Source organism: Vibrio sp. 2-1-2a (assembly GCF_032648565.1).
GTDB classification, from domain to species: domain Bacteria; phylum Pseudomonadota; class Gammaproteobacteria; order Enterobacterales; family Vibrionaceae; genus Vibrio; species Vibrio diabolicus.
The window spans coordinates 60290-84871 of record NZ_WBOH01000002.1; the positions used below are offsets into that span (position 1 = coordinate 60290).

Annotated in this window: 18 protein-coding genes and 4 tRNA genes; 8 read left to right on the plus strand and 14 right to left on the minus strand. The window is 44.9% G+C overall.

Annotated features, from left to right (window positions below):
- The first annotated feature begins 33 nt into the window (after positions 1 to 33).
- Positions 34 to 1443: an ammonia-forming nitrite reductase cytochrome c552 subunit gene (nrfA, locus tag F7Y48_RS04950; RefSeq protein ID WP_373925374.1), complete on the plus strand. Its 1410-nt coding sequence runs from the start codon at positions 34 to 36 to the stop codon at positions 1441 to 1443.
- 87 nt (positions 1444 to 1530) lie between these two features.
- Here the strand turns inward: nrfA and F7Y48_RS04955 are convergent, their stop codons facing one another.
- The 3 genes from F7Y48_RS04955 to gyrA form a co-directional block, all read right to left on the minus strand.
- Complete coding sequence (locus F7Y48_RS04955) at positions 1531 to 2085, minus strand: hypothetical protein (RefSeq protein ID WP_104971905.1); 555 nt, start codon at positions 2083 to 2085, stop codon at positions 1531 to 1533.
- A 41-nt stretch (positions 2086 to 2126) separates the two neighbouring features.
- The gene (locus F7Y48_RS04960) at positions 2127 to 2750 is read right to left on the minus strand and encodes a cytochrome c (RefSeq protein WP_006743142.1); all 624 of its coding nucleotides are present in this window, start codon (positions 2748 to 2750) and stop codon (positions 2127 to 2129) included.
- Between the two features lie 123 nt (positions 2751 to 2873).
- Entirely contained in the window at positions 2874 to 5594 is a 2721-nt protein-coding gene (gene gyrA / locus F7Y48_RS04965) for a DNA topoisomerase (ATP-hydrolyzing) subunit A (RefSeq protein ID WP_005394780.1), read from the minus strand.
- A gap of 480 nt (positions 5595 to 6074) precedes the next feature.
- Here gyrA and ubiG point away from each other — a divergent pair, with 480 nt between their 5' ends.
- The 4 genes from ubiG (at position 6075) to yfaE (ending at position 11062) form a co-directional block, all read left to right on the plus strand.
- Positions 6075 to 6782 (plus strand): bifunctional 2-polyprenyl-6-hydroxyphenol methylase/3-demethylubiquinol 3-O-methyltransferase UbiG, encoded by a 708-nt coding sequence (gene ubiG, locus F7Y48_RS04970; RefSeq protein ID WP_031780424.1) that lies wholly within the window; start codon positions 6075 to 6077, stop codon positions 6780 to 6782.
- Between the two features lie 501 nt (positions 6783 to 7283).
- Positions 7284 to 9566 (plus strand): class 1a ribonucleoside-diphosphate reductase subunit alpha, encoded by a 2283-nt coding sequence (gene nrdA, locus F7Y48_RS04975; protein ID WP_005394788.1) that lies wholly within the window; start codon positions 7284 to 7286, stop codon positions 9564 to 9566.
- 81 nt (positions 9567 to 9647) lie between these two features.
- The gene (nrdB, locus tag F7Y48_RS04980) at positions 9648 to 10781 is read left to right on the plus strand and encodes a class Ia ribonucleoside-diphosphate reductase subunit beta (protein ID WP_005376818.1); all 1134 of its coding nucleotides are present in this window, start codon (positions 9648 to 9650) and stop codon (positions 10779 to 10781) included.
- Complete coding sequence (yfaE, locus tag F7Y48_RS04985) at positions 10781 to 11062, plus strand: class I ribonucleotide reductase maintenance protein YfaE (RefSeq protein WP_005376817.1); 282 nt, start codon at positions 10781 to 10783, stop codon at positions 11060 to 11062. Before nrdB ends, yfaE begins: the two co-directional genes overlap by 1 nt.
- A gap of 95 nt (positions 11063 to 11157) precedes the next feature.
- Here yfaE and F7Y48_RS04990 read toward each other — a convergent pair whose 3' ends face one another.
- Positions 11158 to 12390 (minus strand): CinA family nicotinamide mononucleotide deamidase-related protein, encoded by a 1233-nt coding sequence (locus F7Y48_RS04990; RefSeq protein WP_065646599.1) that lies wholly within the window; start codon positions 12388 to 12390, stop codon positions 11158 to 11160.
- A gap of 193 nt (positions 12391 to 12583) precedes the next feature.
- On the opposite strand from F7Y48_RS04990, the gene F7Y48_RS04995 reads away from it, so the two are divergent.
- Positions 12584 to 13486 carry a DUF3943 domain-containing protein gene (locus F7Y48_RS04995; protein WP_031780425.1) on the plus strand — a complete coding sequence of 301 codons (903 nt, stop codon included), beginning with the start codon at positions 12584 to 12586 and terminating at the stop codon, positions 13484 to 13486.
- A gap of 225 nt (positions 13487 to 13711) precedes the next feature.
- Positions 13712 to 14224: a glycine cleavage system protein R gene (locus F7Y48_RS05000; protein ID WP_005394795.1), complete on the plus strand. Its 513-nt coding sequence runs from the start codon at positions 13712 to 13714 to the stop codon at positions 14222 to 14224.
- A 78-nt stretch (positions 14225 to 14302) separates the two neighbouring features.
- Here F7Y48_RS05000 and nspC read toward each other — a convergent pair whose 3' ends face one another.
- The 7 genes from nspC to F7Y48_RS05035 all read right to left on the minus strand — a co-directional run bounded on the left by nspC (position 14303) and on the right by F7Y48_RS05035 (position 21030).
- On the minus strand, positions 14303 to 15436 hold the full coding sequence (gene nspC / locus F7Y48_RS05005; protein ID WP_005394797.1) for a carboxynorspermidine decarboxylase: 1134 nt from the start codon (positions 15434 to 15436) through the stop codon (positions 14303 to 14305).
- 103 nt (positions 15437 to 15539) lie between these two features.
- Positions 15540 to 16784, minus strand: a complete 1245-nt coding sequence (locus tag F7Y48_RS05010) for a carboxynorspermidine synthase (protein ID WP_316681916.1) — start codon at positions 16782 to 16784, stop codon at positions 15540 to 15542.
- Positions 16785 to 16802: 18 nt separating this feature from the next.
- A complete protein-coding gene (locus F7Y48_RS05015) occupies positions 16803 to 19679 on the minus strand; it encodes a pyridoxal phosphate-dependent class III aminotransferase (RefSeq protein WP_316681917.1) in 2877 nt (958 codons plus the stop codon).
- Between the two features lie 911 nt (positions 19680 to 20590).
- Positions 20591 to 20666: transfer RNA gene (locus F7Y48_RS05020), tRNA-Gly, on the minus strand.
- Between the two features lie 13 nt (positions 20667 to 20679).
- Positions 20680 to 20766, minus strand: a tRNA-Leu gene (locus tag F7Y48_RS05025).
- 77 nt (positions 20767 to 20843) lie between these two features.
- A tRNA-Gly gene (locus tag F7Y48_RS05030) sits at positions 20844 to 20919 on the minus strand.
- Positions 20920 to 20956: 37 nt separating this feature from the next.
- Positions 20957 to 21030 (minus strand) — tRNA-Cys (locus F7Y48_RS05035).
- 6 nt (positions 21031 to 21036) lie between these two features.
- Here F7Y48_RS05035 and F7Y48_RS05040 point away from each other — a divergent pair.
- Entirely contained in the window at positions 21037 to 21309 is a 273-nt protein-coding gene (locus F7Y48_RS05040) for a hypothetical protein (protein ID WP_237312276.1), read from the plus strand.
- A 185-nt stretch (positions 21310 to 21494) separates the two neighbouring features.
- On the opposite strand, the gene pgsA is transcribed toward F7Y48_RS05040, so the two are convergent.
- Genes pgsA through uvrY form a run of 3 tightly spaced genes read right to left on the minus strand, consistent with a single transcriptional unit; the run spans position 21495 to position 24577 of the window.
- The gene (pgsA, locus tag F7Y48_RS05045) at positions 21495 to 22052 is read right to left on the minus strand and encodes a CDP-diacylglycerol--glycerol-3-phosphate 3-phosphatidyltransferase (protein WP_005394805.1); all 558 of its coding nucleotides are present in this window, start codon (positions 22050 to 22052) and stop codon (positions 21495 to 21497) included.
- Positions 22053 to 22098: 46 nt separating this feature from the next.
- The gene (gene uvrC, locus F7Y48_RS05050; RefSeq protein WP_025767270.1) at positions 22099 to 23931 is read right to left on the minus strand and encodes an excinuclease ABC subunit UvrC; all 1833 of its coding nucleotides are present in this window, start codon (positions 23929 to 23931) and stop codon (positions 22099 to 22101) included.
- Between the two features lies 1 nt (position 23932).
- Positions 23933 to 24577 carry a UvrY/SirA/GacA family response regulator transcription factor gene (uvrY, locus tag F7Y48_RS05055; protein ID WP_005386783.1) on the minus strand — a complete coding sequence of 215 codons (645 nt, stop codon included), beginning with the start codon at positions 24575 to 24577 and terminating at the stop codon, positions 23933 to 23935.
- Positions 24578 to 24582: the final 5 nt, after the last annotated feature.

Here is a 24582-nt window from a genome sequence, read left to right on the forward strand (position 1 = left end):
TATGGAGATAACACCGTGAGCATAAAACACTGGATGAGCGCACCTATCGCGGTTGCGACCTTATTCGCCAGCCAATTATTTTTGGTTGGTGCTCCTTTGGCGGCAGAGGATACTGGTCTCATAGAGCCTCGCAATGATACCTTTGAACAAAACCATCCTGACCAATATCACTCTTGGAAAGCCACATCGGAAAGCGAGCATATTGAAGATGCCTTAAGTGAAGACCCAAACATGGTGATCTTGTGGGCCGGTTATGGTTTTGCTAAAGACTACAACAAAGCGCGCGGTCACTTTTACGCGCTTGATGATGTGAGGCAAACCCTCAGAACTGGCGCACCAGCAGACGAAAACTCCGGGCCAATGCCGATGGCTTGTTGGAGTTGTAAAAGCCCAGATGTCGCCCGCGTAATTGAAGAGCGCGGTGAAGACGGCTATTTTGAAGGTAAATGGGCGCGCTTGGGCTCAGAAATCGTCAACCCTATCGGTTGTTCCGACTGTCACAATACGGGTTCTGAAGCCTTCAAGAAAGGCGAACCCGCACTGGCACTGACTCGCCCATACGTCGAGCGTGCTTTTGACACCATCGGCAAAAATTTTGACCAACAATCTCGCTTAGATAAACAAGCGTCAGTCTGCGCTCAATGTCATGTCGAGTACTACTTCACAGGTCCGACTAAAGCAGTCAAATTCCCATGGGACATGGGGACCAACGTCGCGGATATGGAGAAATACTACGACGCGTTAAACTTTAAAGATTGGACGCACGCCGTTTCTAAAGCACCAATGCTTAAGGCGCAACACCCAGGTTTCGAAACTTGGAGAGCGGGTATTCATGGCAAAAACAAAGTGGTGTGTGTGGACTGTCACATGCCTAAAGTAACCAAAGAAGACGGTACGGTATACACCGACCACAAAGTGGGTAACCCGTTTGATCGTTTTGAAGACACCTGTGCGCAATGCCATACTCAAACCAAAGAGCAACTACAAGGCATCGTTTCGACTCGCAAAGCGCAAGTACTAAACATGAAGCTAACCGCCGAGAAGCAAATCGTAGCGGCGCACTTTGAAGCAGGAGCAGCGTGGAAAGCGGGTGCAACAGAAGCAGAGATGCAACCTATCCTACAAGATATTCGCCATGCACAATGGCGTTGGGACTACGCGATTGCTTCTCACGGTGTTCACATGCATGCTCCTGAGGTAGCACTTGAAGTACTCGGTACCGCAGTTGATCGCGCTGCTGACGCTCGTACTAAGTTAGTTCGTTTACTGGCAACCAAAGGTATTACTGACCCAGTTCAAATTCCAGATATCTCGACCAAAGCAAAAGCGCAACAAGCACTAGGTATGGATATGGAAAAGATGAACGCAGACAAGAAACACTTCCTAGAAACGGTGGCACCAAAATGGGATAAAGCAGCTGCTGAGCGCGAAGCAACGTACTGATCAGTATCGATTACACTAGGTTAAATGGATAAAACGAAGGGCGCACGTTGCGCTCTTTTTGTTTGATAGAAGGCAGAGGAAAACAGATTAGCGACGAGGAAGTCTCGGCCTAGGCTGAATATGTGGACGTGTTTTAGGCATCTGCACATTTGGGCGTGTAACTGGGCGCTGGATCTTCGTTTCCGGCAATGCTTTTCTTTGTTGAAGCTTTTCTGCCACGGCTTTGTCTTGTAAAGCTGTAGGCTCGATGCGCTCGGGGCGGTTCTCCCACTTGGTTTGAATCTCCTGCTTTTGCTCGTCAGGCAGCGATTGCCAATGATCGTCAAGCTGTCGCTTCATGTTATCGATATTGGCGGACATATCATCGTCTTTCCAATCTTCGACTTTGTCTTTGATGGATTGCTGTTGCTCTTCATCCAAGCCATTCCACCACTCTTCTAGTTTCTCTTTGTATTCATCGTCGTTGTCGCAACAACCCGGATAGTAATAAATCCAGTAGTCGTCATGATCGTACCACCAAGGGTCGTAATAACCGGAAGAGTAATAAACCGTAGATGAGGTGCCAGAATGTTCGGAAGAGCTACAACCCACTAACACGGAGCCGCACAGCACCACAAATATTCCGAACGCTTTATTCTTGATTCGTCCCCCACCTTTCTTCTATTACTTATTAGAGTCTACGCCTACAACAGCTCTTTCGCTTTATTGATCGAGTTAATAATTTGTACTCGATCTAAGCTTGGATCGTTCGAGTCGAGTAATAGCACCCAAGTATCAATGGCTTCCTGAAAGCGGAATGACAGAAAATGATCATTGGCAATCAACGACAAAGCCGCTTCATTATGCGGTTCTATCTGCAAAGCTTGTTCTAGAAGCAAACTGACTTCTTGCGTCATTGATTGCTGGTGAATGTAGTATAAGGTCGTTGCTTTCGCAGCAAGTTGCGTGGCACCGACTGGCTCAGTTAGTTGGATGGCGTAATCAAAACAAATCAGTGCGCCATCCAGTTCTCCCTCTAGCAGGTAGCCCTGCCCTAACTGAAACCACAATTCGGCATTGTTTGGGTCTTCACGTAATTGGTCTTGAATTTCCTGCATGATATCGCGAGCAGTCATCATTCGAGAGACTTCAGCTTGAATAGGTTGTGGAGGAGATTGACGCAACAATAAGAAGCTAGCGCTGGTTAACACTAGTACCAAAGCACAAAAACCGAACCATTGTGCCGCTCTTACTCTTGAAGCGCTGAGCGATAATACGACGACGAATAATCCCATCAAAGTGATGGCAATGAAAAACCAAACAGACATAACGCGCTCCCTAGACAAACTGAGTATTAGTGTACTGGTTTAATGCTTGTATTGCGTTGATACAGGTACAAAAAAGCCGAGCAACTGAGGCTCGGCTTTTTACATTAGAATAGTAACGAAAGATTACTCTTCGTTACCTTCCTCTGCATCATCAGCGGCTGGCGCTTCTGGAGTATCTTGCTGCGTATTTTCGTCTGTTGACTCTAACGCTTCTGCTTCTTCACCAGCAGGCAGCTCTTCGTCATCAACTTCTTCAATACGTTGCAAACCAACAACAGATTCGTCTTCCGCAGTACGGATAAGCGTTACACCTTGCGTGTTACGACCAACCTGGCTAACTTCACCCACACGAGTACGTACTAGTGTACCAGCGTCGGTGATCATCATCATTTCATCACCTTCAACAACCTGGATAGCACCAACTACCGGGCCGTTTCGCTCAGAAACTTTGATAGAAACGACACCTTGAGTTCCTCGACCTTTTGTCGGGTACTCGCTCAGCGCTGTACGTTTACCATAACCGTTTTCTGTAACCGTTAGGATGTCGCCTTCGTGCGAAGGAACGATAAGTGATACAACTTGGTCATTTTCAGCCAGTTTCATACCACGAACACCAGAGGCAGTACGACCCATAGGACGAACACCTTTAAACTTGATCTCTGGCTGACCATTCTCATCAAGAACTGGCTTACCATTTTCGTCAAGTACTGGAATTTCTTCTGCTTCTTTAAAGCGAACCACTTTACCCGCTTTAGAGAACAGCATGATTTCGTTTTCGCCGTTAGTGATATCCACACCGATTAACGAATCGTCTTCACGTAGGTTTACCGCAATCAGACCATTTGAACGAACATTTGCAAATTGGTTCAACGGCGTTTTCTTAACCGTACCGTCACCTGTTGCCATGAAGATGAATTTGTCTTCAGAGAATTCATCAACACGCAGAATCGCAGTAATACGCTCACCTTCTTCTAGTGGAAGGATGTTCACAATTGGCTTACCACGAGCAGTGCGGCTCGCTAGAGGCAATTGGTACACTTTCAGACGGTATGTTTTACCGCGAGTAGAGAAACACAAGATGTTATCGTGGGTATTCGCCACTAGAAGACGCTCGATATGGTCTTCATCTTTCATCTTGGTCGCACTCTTACCTTTACCACCACGGCGCTGTGACTCGTAGTCGCTCAGTACTTGGTACTTAACGTAACCACCATGCGATAGAGTAACCACAACGTCTTCACGCGCGATCAGCTCTTCCATGTCGATATCATGGCTCGCAGCTGTGATTTCTGTACGACGAGCGTCACCAAAGCCGTCGCGAACGGCTTCAAGTTCTTCGCGGATCACTTCCATCAAACGCTCAGTGCTTGCAAGGATATGCATGAGTTCAGCGATTTCTTCTAGAAGTGTTTTGTATTCGCCAAGAATCTTCTCGTGTTCTAGACCTGTTAGTTTATGTAAACGTAGATCTAGAATTGCTTGTGCTTGTTGCTCAGTCAGGAAGTACTGACCATCGCGGATACCATATTGAGGCTCTAGCCACTCAGGGCGTGCTGCATCAGTACCTGCACGCTCTAGCATTGCTGAAACGTTGCCTAAATCCCAACCACGAGCAATAAGACCCGCTTTTGCTTCAGCCGGTGTTGGCGCCTTACGGATAAGCTCAATGATTTCATCAATGTTGGCAAGCGCTAGCGCTAAACCTTCAAGGATGTGGGCACGTTCACGCGCTTTACGTAGTTCGAAAATAGTACGACGAGTCACAACTTCACGACGGTGATCAACGAAGCACTTCAACATATCTTTCAGGTTGAATAGCTGTGGTTGGCCATTGTTTAGGGCCACCATGTTGATACCGAAAGTGGTTTGCAACTGAGTCTGAGCGTATAGGTTGTTTAGAACCACTTCGCCCACAGCGTCGCGCTTACATTCAATAACAATACGCATACCATCTTTATCTGACTCGTCGCGCAGTGCACTGATGCCTTCAACTTTCTTATCTTTAACTAGCTCAGCGATCTTTTCGATCAAGCGAGCTTTGTTTACCTGGTATGGGATCTCAGTGACGATGATGGTTTCTTTACCATTCTTCTCCACTTCGATGTCCGCTTTCGAACGCATGTAGATTTTGCCGCGACCTGTTTTGTACGCGTCTACAATGCCTTTACGACCGCTGATCAGCGCCGCCGTTGGGAAATCAGGACCAGGAATGTAATCCATTAGTTCATCAATAGTGATTTCTTCATTATTGATGTATGCAAGACAGCCATCGATCACTTCGCCAAGGTTATGAGGCGGGATGTTGGTTGCCATACCTACTGCGATACCAGAAGCACCGTTAACCAATAGGTTTGGAATTTTAGTTGGAAGAACCGCTGGGATCTGCTCAGTACCGTCGTAGTTTGGTACGTAGTCTACGGTCTCTTTGTCTAGGTCAGCCAATAGTTCGTGGGCAATTTTTGCCATTCGAACTTCGGTGTAACGCATTGCCGCAGCAGAGTCGCCATCGATAGAGCCAAAGTTACCTTGACCATCGACCAGCATGTAACGAAGCGAGAACGGTTGAGCCATACGTACGATTGTGTCGTACACAGCACTATCACCGTGTGGGTGATATTTACCGATTACGTCGCCGACAACACGGGCTGATTTTTTATATGGTTTGTTCCAATCGTTGCCTAGTACGTTCATCGCGAATAAAACGCGGCGGTGTACTGGTTTTAGGCCATCACGCACATCTGGAAGAGCACGACCCACGATGACTGACATCGCATAGTCTAGATATGAACCTCTAAGCTCATCTTCAATGTTTACGGGCGTGATCTCTTTAGCTAAATCGCTCATAGAGCCATTATCCCTCTATTATCTGATCGTAATTACGATACGTGTAAGGTGCAAAAATATAACACACAATTCATCACTTCGGCATCACTTTCCCTCTCCTTTTATCAGGTTGTGAGCTTGGTTATGAATCAAATGTCGAGAATTTGCACACTCATCCCATATCTTTCTGATTAGTGGTTATATTTCGGTCAATATTGAGCAAAATCGGACTCTGTACGTATGGAACTTAGTTGAAATCGTTAATCCCAATATATCCACACAACGTCAAAAATGCCGGTTTTAGAGTATTGTCACTGGCACTAGTTCAAGGATGAACCAAAAACATGCAAGCCCTTTCAAAGTTACAGGAGCCTGTTGTTGCCGCACCAGTGAACTCTGTCATTGTCCCTTCACTAAGCACGTCGAGGTTGTTTGGTTATAAAACGTTGGAGTATACTGACGCCCTCTAAAGGACTCAGATTGAATGCAATAAAACCAATTATGACTAAAGCACAAAACGTCGACCCAAGTGAAATTAAGAAATTCGAGGACATGGCTTCTCGATGGTGGGATTTAGAAGGCGAGTTTAAGCCACTTCATCAAATTAACCCCCTTCGTTTGAACTATGTACTTGAAAAAGCAAATGGCTTGTTTGGCAAGCGCGCACTTGATGTCGGCTGTGGTGGTGGCATTCTTGCTGAGAGCATGGCGAAAGAAGGCGCTATTGTGACTGGACTTGATATGGGCAAAGAACCTTTAGAAGTCGCGCGACTACATGCATTAGAAACAGGTACTCAACTGACCTACATTCAGAGCACAATAGAAGACCACGCTATAGAAAACGCAGGGACTTATGATGTCGTGACTTGTATGGAGATGCTTGAACACGTTCCAGATCCTCTCTCCGTTATCCGCTCTTGTGCTGCGCTAGTAAAACCTGGTGGTCACGTGTTTTTCTCAACCTTGAACAGAAACATCAAGTCATACTTGTTTGCTATTGTCGGTGCAGAGAAGCTTCTTAAGATTGTTCCTGAGGGGACTCACGAGCACGAGAAGTTTATCAAGCCTGCCGAAATGATGAAGATGATAGACCAAACAGACCTAACAGAAATGGGCATTACAGGCCTGCATTACAACCCTCTTAATGACAGTTACAAACTCGGCCGTAATGTAGATGTAAACTACATCGTTCATACTAAAAAATACTGAACGCCGTTATGTTAAAAAATGCGTTTTGTGATTGACATTTTTTGTAGAAAATGAATCGAAAGCGGTAGCACAAAGTTGCCGCTTTTTTTGTCTTTTTATGCCTAAAATTCGTGCTCTAGATTCCATTTTAACCAACCTATTTTTCGTAGATAAAAACGACCAAAGATCAAGGAAAATATTTTTGCATGCGGTTATTTCTAAACCGATCTCAAAACCGTGCTTTTAACCATTCAAGTCTGCCCTTTTCTCATCGGTTAGTGTTCACTTACTGATTTTTTTCATTTTGTCAGTTATCCACAAGTCATCCCCGATCTGTACCTTGATAAATCAGTGTAATAGCACTATCTTGTAACCCGCAAACAAATGAACCCCTATATGTTGTGTTTAAGCGACAATATATAGATAGACTTTGATCACAAAGCCGCCGCAAGCTTTACTCATATTGCACATAAACAAACAAAAATACGGCTTTTATCAGTTTTCTTAGGGAAATAAAGCAGAATGAACCAACAACTTACCGTCACCAAGCGTGATGGCCGTAAAGAAAGTATCGATCTGGATAAAATCCACCGCGTTATCACTTGGGCTGCAGAAGGTCTAGATAATGTTTCGGTTTCTCAAGTAGAACTTCGCGCTCACATCCAGTTTTACGACGGCATCACAACGACAGATATTCACGAGACAATCATCAAGTCTGCGGCAGACCTGATCTCTGAAGAGACTCCGGATTACCAATACCTAGCTGCTCGCCTAGCGGTATTCCATCTGCGTAAAAAAGCGTATGGCCAATACGAGCCACCAACGCTTTATGATCACGTGTCTCGCCTCGTCGATATGGGTAAGTACGATCAACATATTCTAGAAGACTACACAAAAGCAGAACTCGACGAACTTGATGCGTACATCGACCATAAACGCGACCTAAACTTCTCATACGCGGCAGTTAAGCAGCTAGAGGGCAAGTACTTCGTACAAAACCGTGTAACGGGCCAAATTTACGAAAGTGCTCAGTTCTTATATATCCTTGTAGCAGCGTGCCTATTTGCGAAATATCCAAAAGCAACGCGTCTTGATTACATCAAGCGTTTCTACGATGCGACATCGACATTTAAGATTTCTCTACCTACGCCAATTATGTCTGGCGTGCGCACCCCTACTCGCCAGTTCAGCTCATGTGTTCTGATCGAGTGTGGCGACAGTCTTGATTCTATCAACGCAACAGCAAGCTCGATTGTTCGTTACGTATCTCAGCGCGCTGGTATTGGTATCAACGCTGGTCGTATCCGTGCATTAGGCTCAGAGATTCGCGGTGGTGAAGCGTTCCACACTGGCTGTATCCCGTTCTACAAATACTTCCAAACCGCAGTAAAATGTTGTTCGCAAGGTGGTGTTCGTGGTGGCGCAGCGACTGTATTCTACCCAATGTGGCACGGCGAAGCTCGCTCCCTAATGGTGCTTAAAAACAACCGTGGTGTTGAAGAGAACCGTGTTCGTCACATGGACTACGGTGTACAGCTGAACAAACTGATGTACCAACGTTTGGTTGAGGGTGGCAACATCACACTATTCTCACCTTCAGACGTACCAGGTCTATACGACGCATTCTTCGAAAACCAAGAAGAGTTTGAGCGTCTATACGTGAAGTACGAGAACGATCCTTCAATCAAGAAAGAAACGGTTAAAGCGATTGAAATGTTCACTCTGCTAATGCAAGAGCGTGCATCAACAGGTCGTATCTACATTCAGAACGTGGACCACTGTAATACTCACAGCCCATTCGATTCTGAAGTAGCGCCAGTTCGTCAATCGAACCTATGTCTAGAAATCGCACTGCCAACGAAGCCATTAACTAACGTTGAAGATGACTCGGGCGAGATCGCACTATGTACGCTTTCTGCCTTCAACCTTGGTGCTATCAAATCTCTAGATGACTTCGAAGAGCTATCTGATCTTGTTGTTCGTGCGCTAGATGCACTGCTTGATTATCAAGATTACCCTCTACCAGCGGCATACAAATCGACGATGAACCGTCGTACGCTAGGTGTTGGTGTGATCAACTTCGCTTACTACTTAGCGAAGCATGGCGTGAAATACTCTGACGGTAGCGCAAATGGCCTGACTCACCGTACGTTCGAAGCAATGCAGTACTACCTACTAAAAGCATCGGTAGAACTGGCGAAAGAGCAAGGCAAGTGCCCTTCATTCGACGAAACGAACTACGCGAAAGGCTTACTGCCGATTGATACGTACAAGAAAGATATCGACCTAATTTGTGACGAAGCGCTGCACTACGACTGGGACAGCCTACGTAAAGAAATTATGGAGCACGGCCTACGTAACTCAACACTGACTGCGCTAATGCCGTCTGAGACCTCTTCTCAGATTTCAAACGCCACTAACGGTATTGAGCCACCACGTGGTTATGTTTCAGTAAAAGCTTCGAAAGACGGTATTCTGAAGCAAGTTGTACCTGAGTTCACTGAACTTAAAGACAACTATGAACTGCTTTGGAACATCGGTTCGAACGACGGTTACCTACATCTTGTGGGTATTATGCAGAAGTTTGTTGACCAAGCTATCTCTGCTAATACTAACTACGACCCGTCACGTTACGAGACTGGCAAGGTACCAATGAAGAAACTACTTCAAGACCTGCTAACAGCGTACAAGTTTGGTGTGAAAACGCTTTACTACCATAACACTCGTGATGGCGCAAAAGATGAACAGAAAGACGCTGTTCAACCACAAGATGACGATTGTGCTGGCGGCGGTTGTAAGATTTAATCTACCCGCACCTAACACTCCGTAAAGACAGACTATCGATAACCTCCCCTTATGGGGAGGTTTAAAAGGAATTGAGGCATTATGGCTTACAGTACTTTTAACCAAAAAAAGAATGACCAATTGAAGGAACCAATGTTCCTAGGTCAATCAGTAAACGTTGCACGCTACGACCAACAAAAGTTTGAGATTTTCGAAAAGCTTATCGAGAAACAACTTTCTTTCTTCTGGCGTCCAGAAGAAGTAGACGTATCTAGCGACCGTATCGATTACAACAAACTGCCAGATCACGAGAAGCACATCTTCATCTCTAACTTGAAGTACCAAACGCTTCTAGACTCTATCCAAGGTCGTAGCCCTAACGTGGCACTGCTGCCGCTTGTATCTCTGCCGGAACTAGAGACTTGGATTGAGACTTGGTCTTTCTCTGAAACGATTCACTCTCGTTCTTACACGCACATTATTCGTAACATCGTGAACGACCCTGCTGTGGTATTTGATGATATCGTTGAGAACGAGCACATCCTGAAGCGTGCAAAAGACATCGCGCACTACTACGACGATTTGATTCAAGCGACGAATGATTACCATCGCTACGGTGAAGGTGAGCATGTCCTTAACGGTGAAACGGTTAAGGTTAGTCTGTACGACCTTAAGAAGAAACTGTACATCTGTCTGATGTCTGTGAACGCTCTAGAAGCGATTCGTTTTTACGTAAGTTTCGCATGTTCTTTCGCTTTCGCAGAACGCGAACTAATGGAAGGTAACGCGAAAATCATCAAACTGATTGCACGTGATGAAGCGCTTCACCTGAACGGTACGCAACACATGATCAACCTGCTACGTAACGGTCAGGATGATTTCACTTTCATGCAAATCGCAGAAGAAGCAAAACAAGACTGTTTTGACCTATTCAAAGAAGCGGCTGAGCAAGAAAAAGAGTGGGCAGAGTATCTATTCAAAGATGGCTCGATGATCGGTCTAAACAAAGACATCCTAAGCCAATATGTTGAATACATCACCAACATCCGTATGCAAGCAGTAGGTCTACCTGCAGCTTATCCAGAGGCAACAACCAACCCAATCCCATGGATTAACGCTTGGTTGTCTTCTGATAATGTTCAAGTTGCGCCTCAAGAAGCGGAAATTTCTTCTTACCTTGTGGGTCAAATTGACAATGAAGTTCGCGCAGACGACTTCGAAGGATTCGAGCTGTAATGGCAACACTCAAAATCAACAAACTCATCAGTATTGAATCCAACCCTTCCAATACAATTTTGGAAACAATGGAGCAAGCTGGCTTATTACCAGAATACAACTGTCGTGATGGGCACTGTGGCGCTTGTCGCTGCAAGTTGGAATCTGGTGAAGTGGAGTATGTTGGTTTTGCCATGGCTTACACGCAAAGTGATGAGATATTACCTTGTATTTGTAAAGCAAAATCGGATTTGTCACTCAGTGGCGTTAACTACGCGATGAAAGAAAAGCAGCGCGCATAACGTGACTCGACGGTATAAAACGCAAAAGCCAAGGTGATTACCTTGGCTTTTTTGTATCTACGTGTTTTATCTCTCAGGCTGTTATAGGTCTCTGGTTATAAAGCACTACCTGGGAGATGCATCTCTTTAACTTTCTCTAAAAATGCATAATGTGCAAACATCGGTTTACGTTCTAGATAGCGACGCAACAAGTCTAGTGCTGTCGTACTGATCACTTTAACTTGATCATTGCGCGGATACTTTTTCGAGAGTTTATATAACGCTCCCCACTCGCCTGACGGTGTCGATAAAGCGACGGAAAAAACACCCTCTTCAATATCGCCAGTGACGAGTGATAAATCCGTCCCACACTTCTCTCGCGTCGCTCCTGCCAGAGCAAACGTTTCTGCTAATGGGTCTCCGCTGTTGCTCATCGCTTGAGTCTGGCTTGGTAGTACCCAACCATGTCCAAGTTGCCTTTCAGCGTTTTCATCACTATTTAACCAATAAGTTAAGTATCCACCACTGCTTTTTTCGGAAACCGACACGGTTAACTCTTTATCCACCAACAGCTGGCCGACATTTTCAACCATAGGTAAATCAATACTAACGGTATTGCTTTCAAGATGCTTATTGATCATCTGTACCAACTTCAAACGCTGTTCAAACTGGTCAGAAGGGCCAAAGAGTTTCACTTCAATAAAAGGTAAGTAAGAGCGATAACCAAGCTCATACCCTTGAGGAAGTTTTAGCTGATCAAGCTTGTCCGAGATGCCGGATTCGGAAAGGCCGAACGTATAGATTCGACTACAACATGAACCTTGCACCTCTGGAAAAGCTCTTCTCAGATCAGGCAAAATTTGCGTCTCTGCCATAAGCTTAAATTCACTTGGCACACCCGGCGTAAAATAAAAAATGGCATCATTAATCAGCATCTTGAAACCACAGGCCGTGCCTATCGGGTTATCCAGAATCTCAGCCGTTTCTGGTAGCATGGCTTGTTTTAAGTTACTGTCTGGCATTGGGATGCCACGTCGAGCATACAAACTTTCTAGATGCTGCAACCACTCTTTGAAAAGCACGAGTTTACACTCAGCAGCTCTCGCGGCGGCGGCCGCACTCATATCATCGGTCGTTGGCCCTAAACCACCATTCACGATCACCACGTCATTGTTGAAGCTCAACATTAAAAACTCTTCAACCAAGCTCGACAGGCTATCACCAACCGTTGAACGCTTTGTTAAGCCAAATCCATGTTGATAAAACAGGCTAGATAACCATGCCGCATTAGTATCAACAATATCACCGTGGAGCACTTCCTCACCGGTACTAAGCATTGCTATTTTCACAACTGACTCCTGAACATAAGCACAATCCTATTATTCGTTATAGTGCTTATTTTTCTTTTTATTTGGACGAATCTCGACGAGATATATTGGGACTAAATAAGGATCAAGTATTTAAATGGTTGATGTTTTGAGGGATAATTGCGAGCCCGATCATCACACCATCAACTCGGAGACCTTTGTGTCAAAATCATCCATGTTCAAGAAAACTCTAACTGGCCTTTGCTTGACTTCGTCAGCGCTTGCGCACGCAAGTCAGTACGATATGACCAGTCATACGGAGTTTTCTTACACACCTGATTGCTTGTCAGGTTACTGCGAAACGACGACTCTGTACACCTTCGAGTCTCAAAATCGCGGTCTTATGTTTGAACAGAATAATGATGATTCATTAAATCTTGATGCAGGGCTTCAGCCTAAACATCTCATTATCCCTCAAGATAAAGACTGGGATTACCTCATGGGTCAAACCTACACCATTCTTGGCCTGAGTATCGCAACCGTTGGTATGATGACTTTCCTTCCAGAAAGTATCACTAAGTGGGACGAAGAAGACCGAGACATGAGTAAGCTGGGTCAAAAATGGAAAGATAATGTCTCTGACGGGCCTGTTTGGGATCGTGATGAACATGTCCTCAACTACATCATGCACCCTTATTTTGGCGGCGTTTACTACACAGCCGCACGCCACGCTGGCTATAACGAGTTTCAGTCATTCTTGTACTCCGCAACCATGTCAACGTTCTTTTGGGAGTACGGAGTAGAGGCATTTGCAGAAGTGCCATCTTGGCAGGATATTTTTATCACACCATTCTTTGGTGCTGTGGTTGGCGAAATGATGCTCACTGCTGAGCAAGATATTGTAGCAAACGGCGGCGAAGTCATGGGCTCTGAAACCGTCGGTGATGTATCACTCTTCTTCCTAAACCCTGTTGGGCATATCCATTATTGGGTAACCGATGCATGGGGCGGTAGTGCAGAATTACAATTTAATTCATCACCTTGGTTTGGTAATCAAGACGTCGCAAAATTCGCAATGGACGCAGGCGCCAACTACGATAGCCAATTTTACGGTGTCGAACTAAAAGTAACATTTTAGCCTTGACTTGAGTTGATACTCAGTAGAAAGCAGCCTTATGATGGCTGCTTTTTTGTGCCCTAAACATCGTTTTAATTATTTGCTTCACGAATTAGTGTCAAAAATTGACTTTCATCAAACATAACCCTCTCCTAGCACCTACACTAAATAAAAGGATTTATTCCAATAACTTAAGTAGCACGTTTATTCGTACTGCGTCCAAACCTTATTCCAGGAGGGGACATTATGAACACCGTATTTATTGTTAATTTTGTCGGACAAGCGTCACCCGCAACTATCAAAGAACTCGCAGCAATCACTCATGAAAATGGCGGTAAATGGCTGATAAGCAAAGTAAACTTTATCGAAGATCAAGTTGCAGGTGTCATCAAAGTAGAGCTTCCAAGAGAAAATGCCGACATCGTTAAAGAGGCGTTCTCTTCATGTCAAACTCTTGTGGTTAGGTTCGTTGACTCGGATCCTCACTCGCATCGTGAAGACACTATCTTTCAGCTTCGCTTAGATGCCAACGATAGAGCAGGTATTGTGAATGAAATTACTCACGTTCTCGATAATCAAGGCATTTCAATTCTAGATATGGATTGCCAACGCGTATTCATTGCAGGCGGCGGTGGGGTAAGCTCCAGCTTATTCAGCGCAAAAATGGCGATTAAATTGCCTAGCGAGCTAGAGATAGAGGACGTAGCTAATGAGTTAGAATCTCTGAGTGAAGACACTCGTGTAATTGTAGAAAGCTAACTGCATACCTTTAACGCTTCCCCAATAAAAAAGAGCAGCAATTCAGCTGCTCTTTGTCGTTCTAATACTCAATACGTTTTATTTCACCGACCACTGAGACAGTGAACGTTTGAAATCAGAGTAGTCAAATTCATTCAGTTTTTGAATGTCACCATTCGAGCGTTCACAGTAAACCGAAGGCATACGTAGACCGTTAAACCAGTTCAGTTTCACCATGGTGTAACCTGCACTATCTAGAATGTGCAGACGCTGTCCGATCTCGAGAGGCTGCTCGAAGTTCGCCACGCAAAACTGGTCACCAGCTAAACAAGAGCACGACCCAATCACGTATTCATGTTCACCGTTTTCAGATGCTTCAAGAATGGACGCTGGCTCGTTGTAGATAAGCGTATCCAAACGGTGAGCTTCTGTTGCTGAATCGACAATCGCCGTCTTCTTCACGTTCTCCACAATATCAACCACTGTTACAACAAGATCGGTTGTCTTAGTGATGATCGCTTCACCCGGCTCTAGATACATTTGTACGCCGTGTTTCTCTGAGAATGCTTTAAGCGCTAAACCCAACTTCTCGATGTCGTACCCCGGCCATGTGAAGAAAACGCCGCCACCCATGCTTACCCAGTCCAGCTTATCTAGGTACTCGCCAAACTGCTCTGAAATAGCATCGAGTAAGCCGATAAACGCATCCACGTCTTTGTTCTCACAGTTCATGTGGAACATTACGCCATCAATACCATCAAAAATTTCCGGTTTGATGTGATCAGCCTGAACACCAAGACGAGAGAATTGACGAGCTGGGTTTGCTAAGTCTTGCCCTGCGTAGCTCACACCTGGGTTTAGTCGCAAGCCAATCGATGCTTTACCTTCGACAATATGACGATAAGCCGCTAGCTGTGACTGAGAGTTAAAGATCATCTTGTCACAGATGTCCGCCACGTCGCGAACGTCATCTTCGCTGTAACCCACACTGTATGCGTGTGTCTCACCACCGAACGTTTCGTAGCCAAGCTTCACTTCAAACGGGCCAGAACTTGTTGTTCCGTCTAGGTAAGGCTTGATGATGTCGAATACACCCCATGTTGAGAAGCACTTCAGTGCTAATACAAGCTTCACACCAGAGATGTCTTTTAGCTGTTTTGCTTTCTCTAGGTTCTCAATCAGCTTGTCTTCATTGATCATGAAGTATGGCGTTTTTAGTTCGTTTTGTTGCATTTTGATACCTTACGTCCCTTCGCCTTAGCAAAGGCACTATAAAATCGAACAAAGCCGACGCAAGTGCATCGGCTTAAACGTACAAATAGGAGTCGCTAAATTCTTACTTCAATTTATGGATAACAGGTTGTCCTGGATCCAGTTCTTGAACATGCCAATCTAGACCAATCGATGGCATGGTTTCTAGGAATGGGTCTGGATCTAGCTGCTCCATGTTGAACACGCCTTTGTCTGCCCACTTACCACGGAAAAACTGCAAAGCCGCGGTGATCGCAGGTACGCCAGTGGTGTATGAGATCGCTTGGTGTTCAACATCTTCGTATGCAACTTCGTGATCTGCGTTGTTGTAGATGAACACACTACGCTCTTTACCGTCTTTTTTACCTTGAACCCAAGTACCGATACACGTTAGGCCAGTGTAACCAGGAGCTAGTGATGTTGGATCTGGCAGCAACGCTTTAAGCACGTGCAAAGGTTGAACAACCGTGCCGTCGTGAAGCGTTAGTGGATCTGGGCTGAGTAGACCGATGTCACGCATTACATTGAAGTAATTTAGGTAACGGTCACCAAAGCCCATCCAGAATTCGATACGTTTCGCCGGGATGAACTCTTGCATAGATCGAACTTCGTCGTGCGCCATTGAGTACACTTTATGTGAACCACAGTTCGGGAATTCAAACTCAAGCATACGTGAGTGACAAGGTACTTGTTTCCACTCGCCGTTTTCCCAGTAGAAGGAATCACCTTGAATCTCAAGCATGTTCGTTTCTGGGTCAAAGTTAGTTGCGAACTTCTTACCGTGGTCACCTGCGTTGACATCCATTACGTCGATAGTATCGATTTCATCGAACAGATGTTTCACCGCGTATGCAGCAAACACCGATACTACGCCCGGATCGAAACCGGCACCAAGAATACCTGTGATACCCGCCTCTTCAAACTTCTCACGGTAGCCCCACTGCCAATCGTAAGCTTGAGGTACTTGTTGGCCTTCAGAGCACAAGTCAACCGCAACAGATGTATCAAGGTATGACACTTTAGCTTGGTAACATGCTTCCATAATAGACATGTTCACCCAAGGAGGACCCGCATTGATCACTAAGTCAGGCTGCACTTCTTTAATTAAAGCAACTAAAGAATCTACGTCGTCCGCGTTTACCGTACGAGCTTCTAGTTTCTTAGTTGAATCTTTCAGATTGTTTTTCTTCTGAATCGATTCGATGATTTTCTCACACTTACCTACGGTACGTGATGCGATTGTGATATCACCCAGAACGTCGTTGTTTTGTGCTGCTTTATGTGCAACTACCCAGCCAACGCCGCCTGCACCAATCTGTAGAATTGCCATAGTTTTCCGTTACCTTTGTTAAACTAGCTCTGCCGCTAGCGTATTGATTTTTGAGAGCAAAGATTCAAAGTCCGCCGTCGTCAGACACGGGTTCAAAATCGTAAATTTCAATGCAGTTTTATCGTCGACAATGGTTTCACCCAATACCGCGATACCACGTGTTAACGCTTCTAAGCGCAACGTTTTATTCAGTTCATCAAGATCCGCTGATTCATGTGTCGCGCGGAACAGAACCGTAGATAGCGATGGTTCAGCCAACAACTCAAAGTGTTTGTTATCTCGAATCATATCCGCAACTTCAAGCGTCTGATCAAGTAAATGATCGTACATATCGCCTAGGGCTTTTGGCCCCACGCTTTGCATCGTCATAAACACTTTTAGCGCATCAAAACGCTTAGTCGTAGCGATGGACTTATCCACCAAGTTCGGTAGTTCGTCGTGTTCGCGGTTCAAATAGTCTGCATGATGAAGCAGGAACTTAAAGTTAGACTTGTCATTCACCAACAGCGCACCACAACTGATGGTTTGGTAAAATAACTTGTGGAAGTCTACGCTGATGGAGTGTGCACGCTCACAACCTTTCAGACGGGCTTTTTGGCTACTTAGAATCAGAGCTCCACCGTATGCACCGTCGACGTGCACCCACATGTCATGTTTCGCTGCCATATCGGCGATAAAGTCTAGGTCATCAATAGCACCGTGATCCGTTGTGCCCGCAGTGCCGACAATTGCAAATGGGATCAAACCTTCTGCTTTTGCCTGATTTAGAACTTCGTCTAACTTAGTGACATTCATCGTTCCATCGGCATTCGCATCGACGGCCATGACCGCTTTTTCACCCAATCCCATCCAAGACGCTGATTTTTGAACCGTGAAGTGGGATTTTTTCGAACACACTATACGCAGCTTGTCTGCGTATTCAGGAAGGCCAAGCTTTTGAATTGAGTGCGCACTGAGTTTGTCAGCAATCCAATCACGCGCAAGCATCAAACCCATTTGATTACTTTGCGTGCCGCCGCTCGTGAAGATACCGTCCGCTTTTTCACCTAACTCGTATTTATCGCATAGCCAGTTCACAACTTTCTGTTCAACATAAGTCGCTGATGAAGCTTGATCCCATGAGTCCATTGATTGGTTCAAAGCCGCAATCATTGCCTCTGCGGCAATAGCAGGCATCAACGGTGGAGTATGAAGGTGAGCGATACAATCTGGATGTTGAGTAAAAATCGCGTTTTTCGCGACCAACTCGGCTGCATCATCAATAACCGTTTTGAGAGGCGCATTTTTATTGTCAAGATCAACAGCATGGATCGCTGCTTCCAATGCTTTTGGATCCATACCTGAGTATGGTGCAGCAACCTGTTCAAACACTGATTTCATTGCTGTCGTAGTGTGATTCATCACCGAAGCAAACTCATTGCTGCCCAACTCTCCAGTGTGGATGAAATGCTTCTTCCATTCATCTTGTGGCTGAGTTTCGATGTGACTACCGCCTGCTGCTAAAATCGCGTCTTCAAATACACGTAAAGCAAAGTCGATTTGCTCAAACGAGATGATAAGAGGAGGAAGGAAGCGAATTACTGCACCTTCACGTCCGCCTTTCTCAACGATCAAGCCACGCTCAAGTGCTGCGCGTTGAATGGAAAGAGTGAGTTCACTATCCGCTTGAGGTTCGCCAAATTTATTGAGCTCGCCGTTTGGATTTTTAATCTCCACACCAAGCATCAAACCTTTGCCACGTACTTCTGCGATACAGTTCACGCGCTTTTGAATGCTTTCAAGACCATAGCGCAAATACTGGCCCGCAATATTGGCATGCTCAACCAGATTGTCACGCTGGATGATTTCTAATGCTTTCGCACCAGAGACCATGGCTAATTGATTGCCACGAAACGTACCTGTGTGTTCGCCCGGCTTCCAAGTATCATGCTGCTTGTTGATAACCAATAGCGACATTGGTAAGCCACCGCCAATAGCTTTTGATAAACACAGGATATCTGGAACAATGCCCGACTCTTCAAATGCGAAATTGTAGCCAGTTTTACCAACACCACACTGGATTTCATCGAAGATCAGTAAGATACCGTGTTCATCACAAATACGACGTAACTCTCGCAGCCAGAATGCTGGCGCAGGAACAACACCACCCTCACCTTGCACTGGCTCAACGATGATCGCAGCAGGCTTCATAATGCCCGATTCATCATCGTTTAAAAGACGATCGATATAGCGAATGCTTGCTTTCGCACCTTCATCACCGCCAAGTCCAAATGGACAACGCAAATTGTATGGGAAAGGCATAAAGTGCACGCCTGACATTAAACCAGTTCGACGCGCTTTCGTACCTAGGTTGCCCATCATGCCCATTGTGCCGTTAGTCATACCATGATATGCGCCACGAAAAGCAAACATGGTGTTACGACCAGTAGTCTGCTTTGCGAGTTTGATCGCGGCTTCAACTGCATCGGCTCCAGACGGACCACAAAATTGGATAACGCTGTTCTCACTTAACTCTTGAGGAAGAAAGGATTTAACAGATTGAATAAACGTCGTTTTTGCTGATGTTGCAATATCTAGCGTCTGATATGGCAGACCCGAATCTAATTGCTCTTTCAGAGCTTGGTTGATTTCAGGATGGTTATACCCCAAAGCTAGAGTGCCCGCCCCCGCAAGGCAGTCTAAAAAGATCTGTCCACGTGTATCTTCAACCAAGCAACCAAAAGCTTGTTTGATTGCGATTGGCAAGCGACGTGGATAAGAACGCACTTCAGATTCATGCTCAGCCTGATCAATCAATACTTGATCTGGCGTTAAGTCATACGTTCCCTCAACGATAGGAACCTGAGACGAAAAAATGTTTGCGATATTGCTATCGACTTCAAAGGCAGTGCTCATACTACATAATCCCTTGAATTATAATAATTCTATATCCTGTATTAATAATCATTGGAATGAAGTTACAGGAGGTGTGTATACCCCTCCGCATTTGTCAGTGCAAAATGACAAATACAGATCATCTGCCACGATATTCGTGACTTTATATGTAAAAGAGATTAATCAAGGTTCCGTAATGCACCCGTTTTGTAAAACAGGACATTTCGGCAGTATGAAGCTGATTAGTGTGTGTTTATTCAAAGGTTTCAATGTTGGGTTTCCCATTAATATGCCGCTTTTACAGCATTAGTATCCCGTCTATCGACAAAAGGCTTTGCCGATACCTACCCTACGCAGTGTCACAATCAGCTTGAATGGTCACTACGCGTATCCCCCAGAGATCAAACGTTGTTAATTACGCTCCGAGATTGCGCGCGAATTTATCACAAAATAAAATCTTCTGGCAACGATTTTTCATATTAGTAACAGTGACGCAAATCACAACAAAGTTCCCCCTAGTGATATTTGTACATTCATACTCATCTACAACGCTTTTCTTCTTTTCTCAAATACCTGTTATTTAAACAAATATCCTTACAATATCAGCGCCATGAACCAAAACGGTTTATGAACATACCACTCTTTAATCGTAGAACATTATTTTCAGTATCCAAGGCATTTAACAGAGCTAGTATTTACGTTACTGCTCAGCCTAAATCGATGAGTCTTTATTCACAGAACTTTGATTGACTAAACTTAAACTAGTCGGATAGGTATGGCCATGAAGTGACGTTGCTATGGCTAAAATTAACAAGGAGTTAAGTTAGTAAGCTGAAGGAGCTCAGTGCTTAAAGAAATACATCGCGAAGAAGAAATTTAAGATTTTAAGAAATACAAAAAAGGCCCAGCATTTTTATGCTGGGCCTTAAACCTGGAGCGACACACGAGGTTCGAACTCGTGACCTCAACCTTGGCAAGGTTGCGCTCTACCAACTGAGCTAGTGTCGCATTTAATATGAGATGGTGCCCCGGGCCGGACTTGAACCGGCACAACGCGAACGTCGAGGGATTTTAAATCCCTTGTGTCTACCAATTTCACCACCAGGGCACACAAATATTCTTTGTGATGCCTTTACAGAAAAGTAAAACACCATCTGATACCGCTAACGCCATATCAATAAAATTTGGAGCGACACACGAGGTTCGAACTCGTGACCTCAACCTTGGCAAGGTTGCGCTCTACCAACTGAGCTAGTGTCGCATTTATTCTCGAAAGCCATTCACTCTCAAAAGAATAATGGAGGCGCCTCCCGGAGTCGAACCGAGGTCCACGGATTTGCAATCCGCTGCATAGCCACTCTGCCAAGGCGCCTCATTTGTGAATAAAGCTAAGCTTTTTCACCACCCTTTTGAGCTGCGCTCTCTTGGGTACGGGATGCATTCTACGGATTCGAGCGATCGAGTCAACACTATTTTTATTTTTTTAAATCGTTTGACTAGAATTTGTGCGAAAGACGGTGGATTGCTTAGTTTTAATACTAAAAATCGCTTAAATACACTTGTTTATCATAAAACTTTAGCTATGCCTTACACTGCTGGCCGTGCGTTACGTGTATTGAAGCGTCAACAATCAGGAGACTCGCTTCTCTGAGGCTCTCCAAGGGCAAAAACAAGACTTAGATCACATATGAAATTCTATCGAAACAGGAACTCTCAGATAGAAATTTCAAGTATGGCCGTTAGCAAGCATTGAAAAACGTGAGAAGCAAAGAAATGCCGTAGATTATCTTAGATACAAAAAAGCAGGCTATTAAGCCTGCTTTCTAATATCAGAATTTAATGATGCTCTTCATTCAACAGATCGTCTTTCGCAGCAGCTAAATATTGAATCATTGACCAATATGTCAAGAAAGTTGCCACGTACAAGGCCGCAAAGCCTAGCCAAACCATCCATTCATCGTAACGCCATATCAACACCCATAAGGCGAACATTTGCGAAACAGTTTTTACTTTGCCAACCCAAGATACCGCAACACTCGCTCGCTTACCGATTTCAGCCATCCACTCTCGCAATGCTGAGATAATGATTTCTCGCGCGATCATCGTTACCGCAGGAATGGTCACCCAAATTGAATGATAATGTTCCGTGATTAAAATCAATGCCGTTGCCACTAGCACTTTATCAGCGACAGGATCAATAAACGCGCCAAAACGAGAAGTTTGGCCAAGTTTACGGGCCAACATGCCGTCAAGCCAGTCAGTAAAACCCGCTACCCAAAACACCATTGCTGCTGCAAACGGTGCCCATGAATAAGGTAGATAAAAGACAACCACAAAAACAGGGATTAGGAACAGTCTAAGAAGAGACAGAATGTTCGGGATATTCAAACGCATTTTATTATTCTCTTACACATTGCGGCTTAATGTTGCGCGATTTTCCTTATTGTTTCAATGCTTGGAAAATAATTTCTGCTAAAGAGTGACTTATTCCTGGTACTTTGGCGATTTCTTCGACACTTGCACGTTTAAGTTCTTGTAACCCACCCATGTACTTGAGTAACGCCTGACGTCGTTTAGGGCCAATTCCCTCAATCCCTTCAAGTGCACTAGTACGTCTGGTTTTACCTCGCTTAGCACGATGCCCCGCTATAGCATGGTTATGGCTTTCATCACGAATATGTTGAATAAGGTGCAACGCAGGAGCATCGCTTGGTAAATGAAACTCGTCCCCATCGACTGTAATCAGCGTTTCTAAACCTGGTTTGCGAGTAACGCCTTTTGCAATACCAATCATGATAGGACGCTTTGGCCAATCCCCCCAGTACTGCGAAATGATGTCATGCGCACGATTTAACTGACCTTTACCACCATCGATAAAGATGATGTCGGGAATTTTCTCTACGTCCAATTGCTTCGAATAACGGCGCTCCAACGCTTGTCCCATTGCAGCGTAATCGTCACCACCGGTAATGCCAGTGATGTTATAGCGACGATACTCCTGCTTAACGGGGCCTTCATTGTTGAACACCACACACGATGCAATCGTACTTTCCCCCATAGTATGGGAGATATCAAAACATTCCATTCGAGCTATAGACTCCAACTTCAATGTTTCGCGAAGCGCATGAAAACGCTGATTAATCGTCATCTTGTGATTGATTTTGGTGGTAATCGCCGTTAGTGCATTCGTGTTCGAAAGCTTGAGATACCTTGCTCGAGAGCCAGTTGGCGAGGTATGGAAATGAACCTTACGACCTGCCACTTCACTTAACGCTTTCTGTATTGGCGCAATATCTTCTGCCAACTCTTGATTCAAAATAATACGAGAAGGAATCGTGCGCGCTTCGTTATGGCTCAAATAGTATTGAGTCAGAAAACTATCGAACACTTCCTGCTGGCTTGTATTTTGTGGGATTTTCGGAAAATGGCTACGGCTACCAAGCACTTTACCTTGGCGTATCATCAGGATATGAATACACGCAATACCATTCTCCTGAGCAAACCCTAGTACATCCATATCATCCATGCTGTCTTCTGAGACGTACTGCTGCTCTTGAACACGTCTAATCGCTTGGATTTGATCGCGAAATTTAGCGGCATCTTCAAAGCGCAATTGCTGACTGGCAACTTCCATTTTCTCGATCAGTTGTTTGAGTACTTGCTGGTCTTTGCCTTGCAAAAACATGCGCACAAAGCCAACCAACTCTGCGTATTCTTCATCAGAAATGATGGTATCAACGCATGGCCCTGCACAACGGCCAATTTGGTACATCAAACATGGGCGCGTTCGGTTGGAATAGACAGTGTCTTCACACTGGCGCACAGGAAATATCTTTTGCAGCAAATGCAATGTTTCTCTTACTGCACCAGAATCTGGGTAGGGGCCAAAATATTCACCTTTGCGCTTCTTGGCGCCACGGTGGATAGAAAGCCGTGGGTGCTTATGACCGCTAATAAAGATATAAGGGTAAGACTTATCATCTCGCAGCAAAACATTGTATTTCGGTAAATACTGCTTGATGTAGTTATGCTCTAAGATGAGCGCTTCTGTCTCAGTGTGAGTCACTGTGACATCTATTTTGGCGATATTACTGACAAGCGCGCGAGTTTTCTCACTGTCTACTTTTTTTCGAAAGTAGCTTGAAAGGCGCTTTTTTAGGTCTTTGGCTTTACCTACGTAGATTACAACAGCTTCGGCGTTGTACATTCTGTAAACGCCGGGCTGATGAGTTACTGTCTTGAGAAAGGAAGCCGAATCGAAGGGAGGATTCACACTAAAGGGTCTCGGTGTCCAGCATTCCGTGGCGAATCGCTAAGTGAGTTAACTCAACGTCACCATTAATGTCCAATTTACTAAAGAGTCGGTAGCGATAGCTGTTGACTGTCTTTGGACTTAAATTAAGTTGCTCAGAAATATCCGTTACCTTTTGGCCTTTGGTGATCATAAGCATTATCTGCAATTCACGTTCGGATAAGTCTTTAAAAGGGTTCTCAGAGGCTGGAGAAAATTGACTCAATGCCATCTGCTGCGCAATCTCTGGTGAGATGTAACGCTGCCCACTATTAACTACACGAATCGCATTCACCATTTCATCAGGGCCAGCACCTTTAGTTAAATAACCAGACGCACCTGCCTGCATCACCTTGGTTGGAAACGGGTTTTCTGTATGAACGGTAAGTACGATGATTTTCACATCAGGATTCACGCGAAGAATTTTTTTAGTGGCTTCCAAGCCACCAATTCCTGGCATGTTCATGTCCATTAAAACGACGTCAGCATGATTACTGCGACACCATTTTACTGCATCTTCACCGCTGTCAGCTTCTCCTGCTACGTTCATTCCACGGACGTCTTCAATAATACGTCGTATCCCTGTGCGAACCAGCTCGTGATCATCTACAAGGAAAACATTTATCAAACTTG

Coding starts and splice junctions, on each gene's coding strand:
- nrfA (WP_373925374.1), top strand. CDS start 34: ATGAGCGCACCTATCGCGGTTGCGACCTTATTCGCCAGCCAATTATTT.
- F7Y48_RS04960 (WP_006743142.1), bottom strand. CDS start 2,750: ATGTCTGTTTGGTTTTTCATTGCCATCACTTTGATGGGATTATTCGTC.
- gyrA (WP_005394780.1), bottom strand. CDS start 5,594: ATGAGCGATTTAGCTAAAGAGATCACGCCCGTAAACATTGAAGATGAG.
- ubiG (WP_031780424.1), top strand. CDS start 6,075: ATGACTAAAGCACAAAACGTCGACCCAAGTGAAATTAAGAAATTCGAG.
- nrdA (WP_005394788.1), top strand. CDS start 7,284: ATGAACCAACAACTTACCGTCACCAAGCGTGATGGCCGTAAAGAAAGT.
- nrdB (WP_005376818.1), top strand. CDS start 9,648: ATGGCTTACAGTACTTTTAACCAAAAAAAGAATGACCAATTGAAGGAA.
- yfaE (WP_005376817.1), top strand. CDS start 10,781: ATGGCAACACTCAAAATCAACAAACTCATCAGTATTGAATCCAACCCT.
- F7Y48_RS04995 (WP_031780425.1), top strand. CDS start 12,584: ATGTTCAAGAAAACTCTAACTGGCCTTTGCTTGACTTCGTCAGCGCTT.
- F7Y48_RS05000 (WP_005394795.1), top strand. CDS start 13,712: ATGAACACCGTATTTATTGTTAATTTTGTCGGACAAGCGTCACCCGCA.
- nspC (WP_005394797.1), bottom strand. CDS start 15,436: ATGCAACAAAACGAACTAAAAACGCCATACTTCATGATCAATGAAGAC.
- F7Y48_RS05010 (WP_316681916.1), bottom strand. CDS start 16,784: ATGGCAATTCTACAGATTGGTGCAGGCGGCGTTGGCTGGGTAGTTGCA.
- F7Y48_RS05015 (WP_316681917.1), bottom strand. CDS start 19,679: ATGAGCACTGCCTTTGAAGTCGATAGCAATATCGCAAACATTTTTTCG.
- pgsA (WP_005394805.1), bottom strand. CDS start 22,052: ATGCGTTTGAATATCCCGAACATTCTGTCTCTTCTTAGACTGTTCCTA.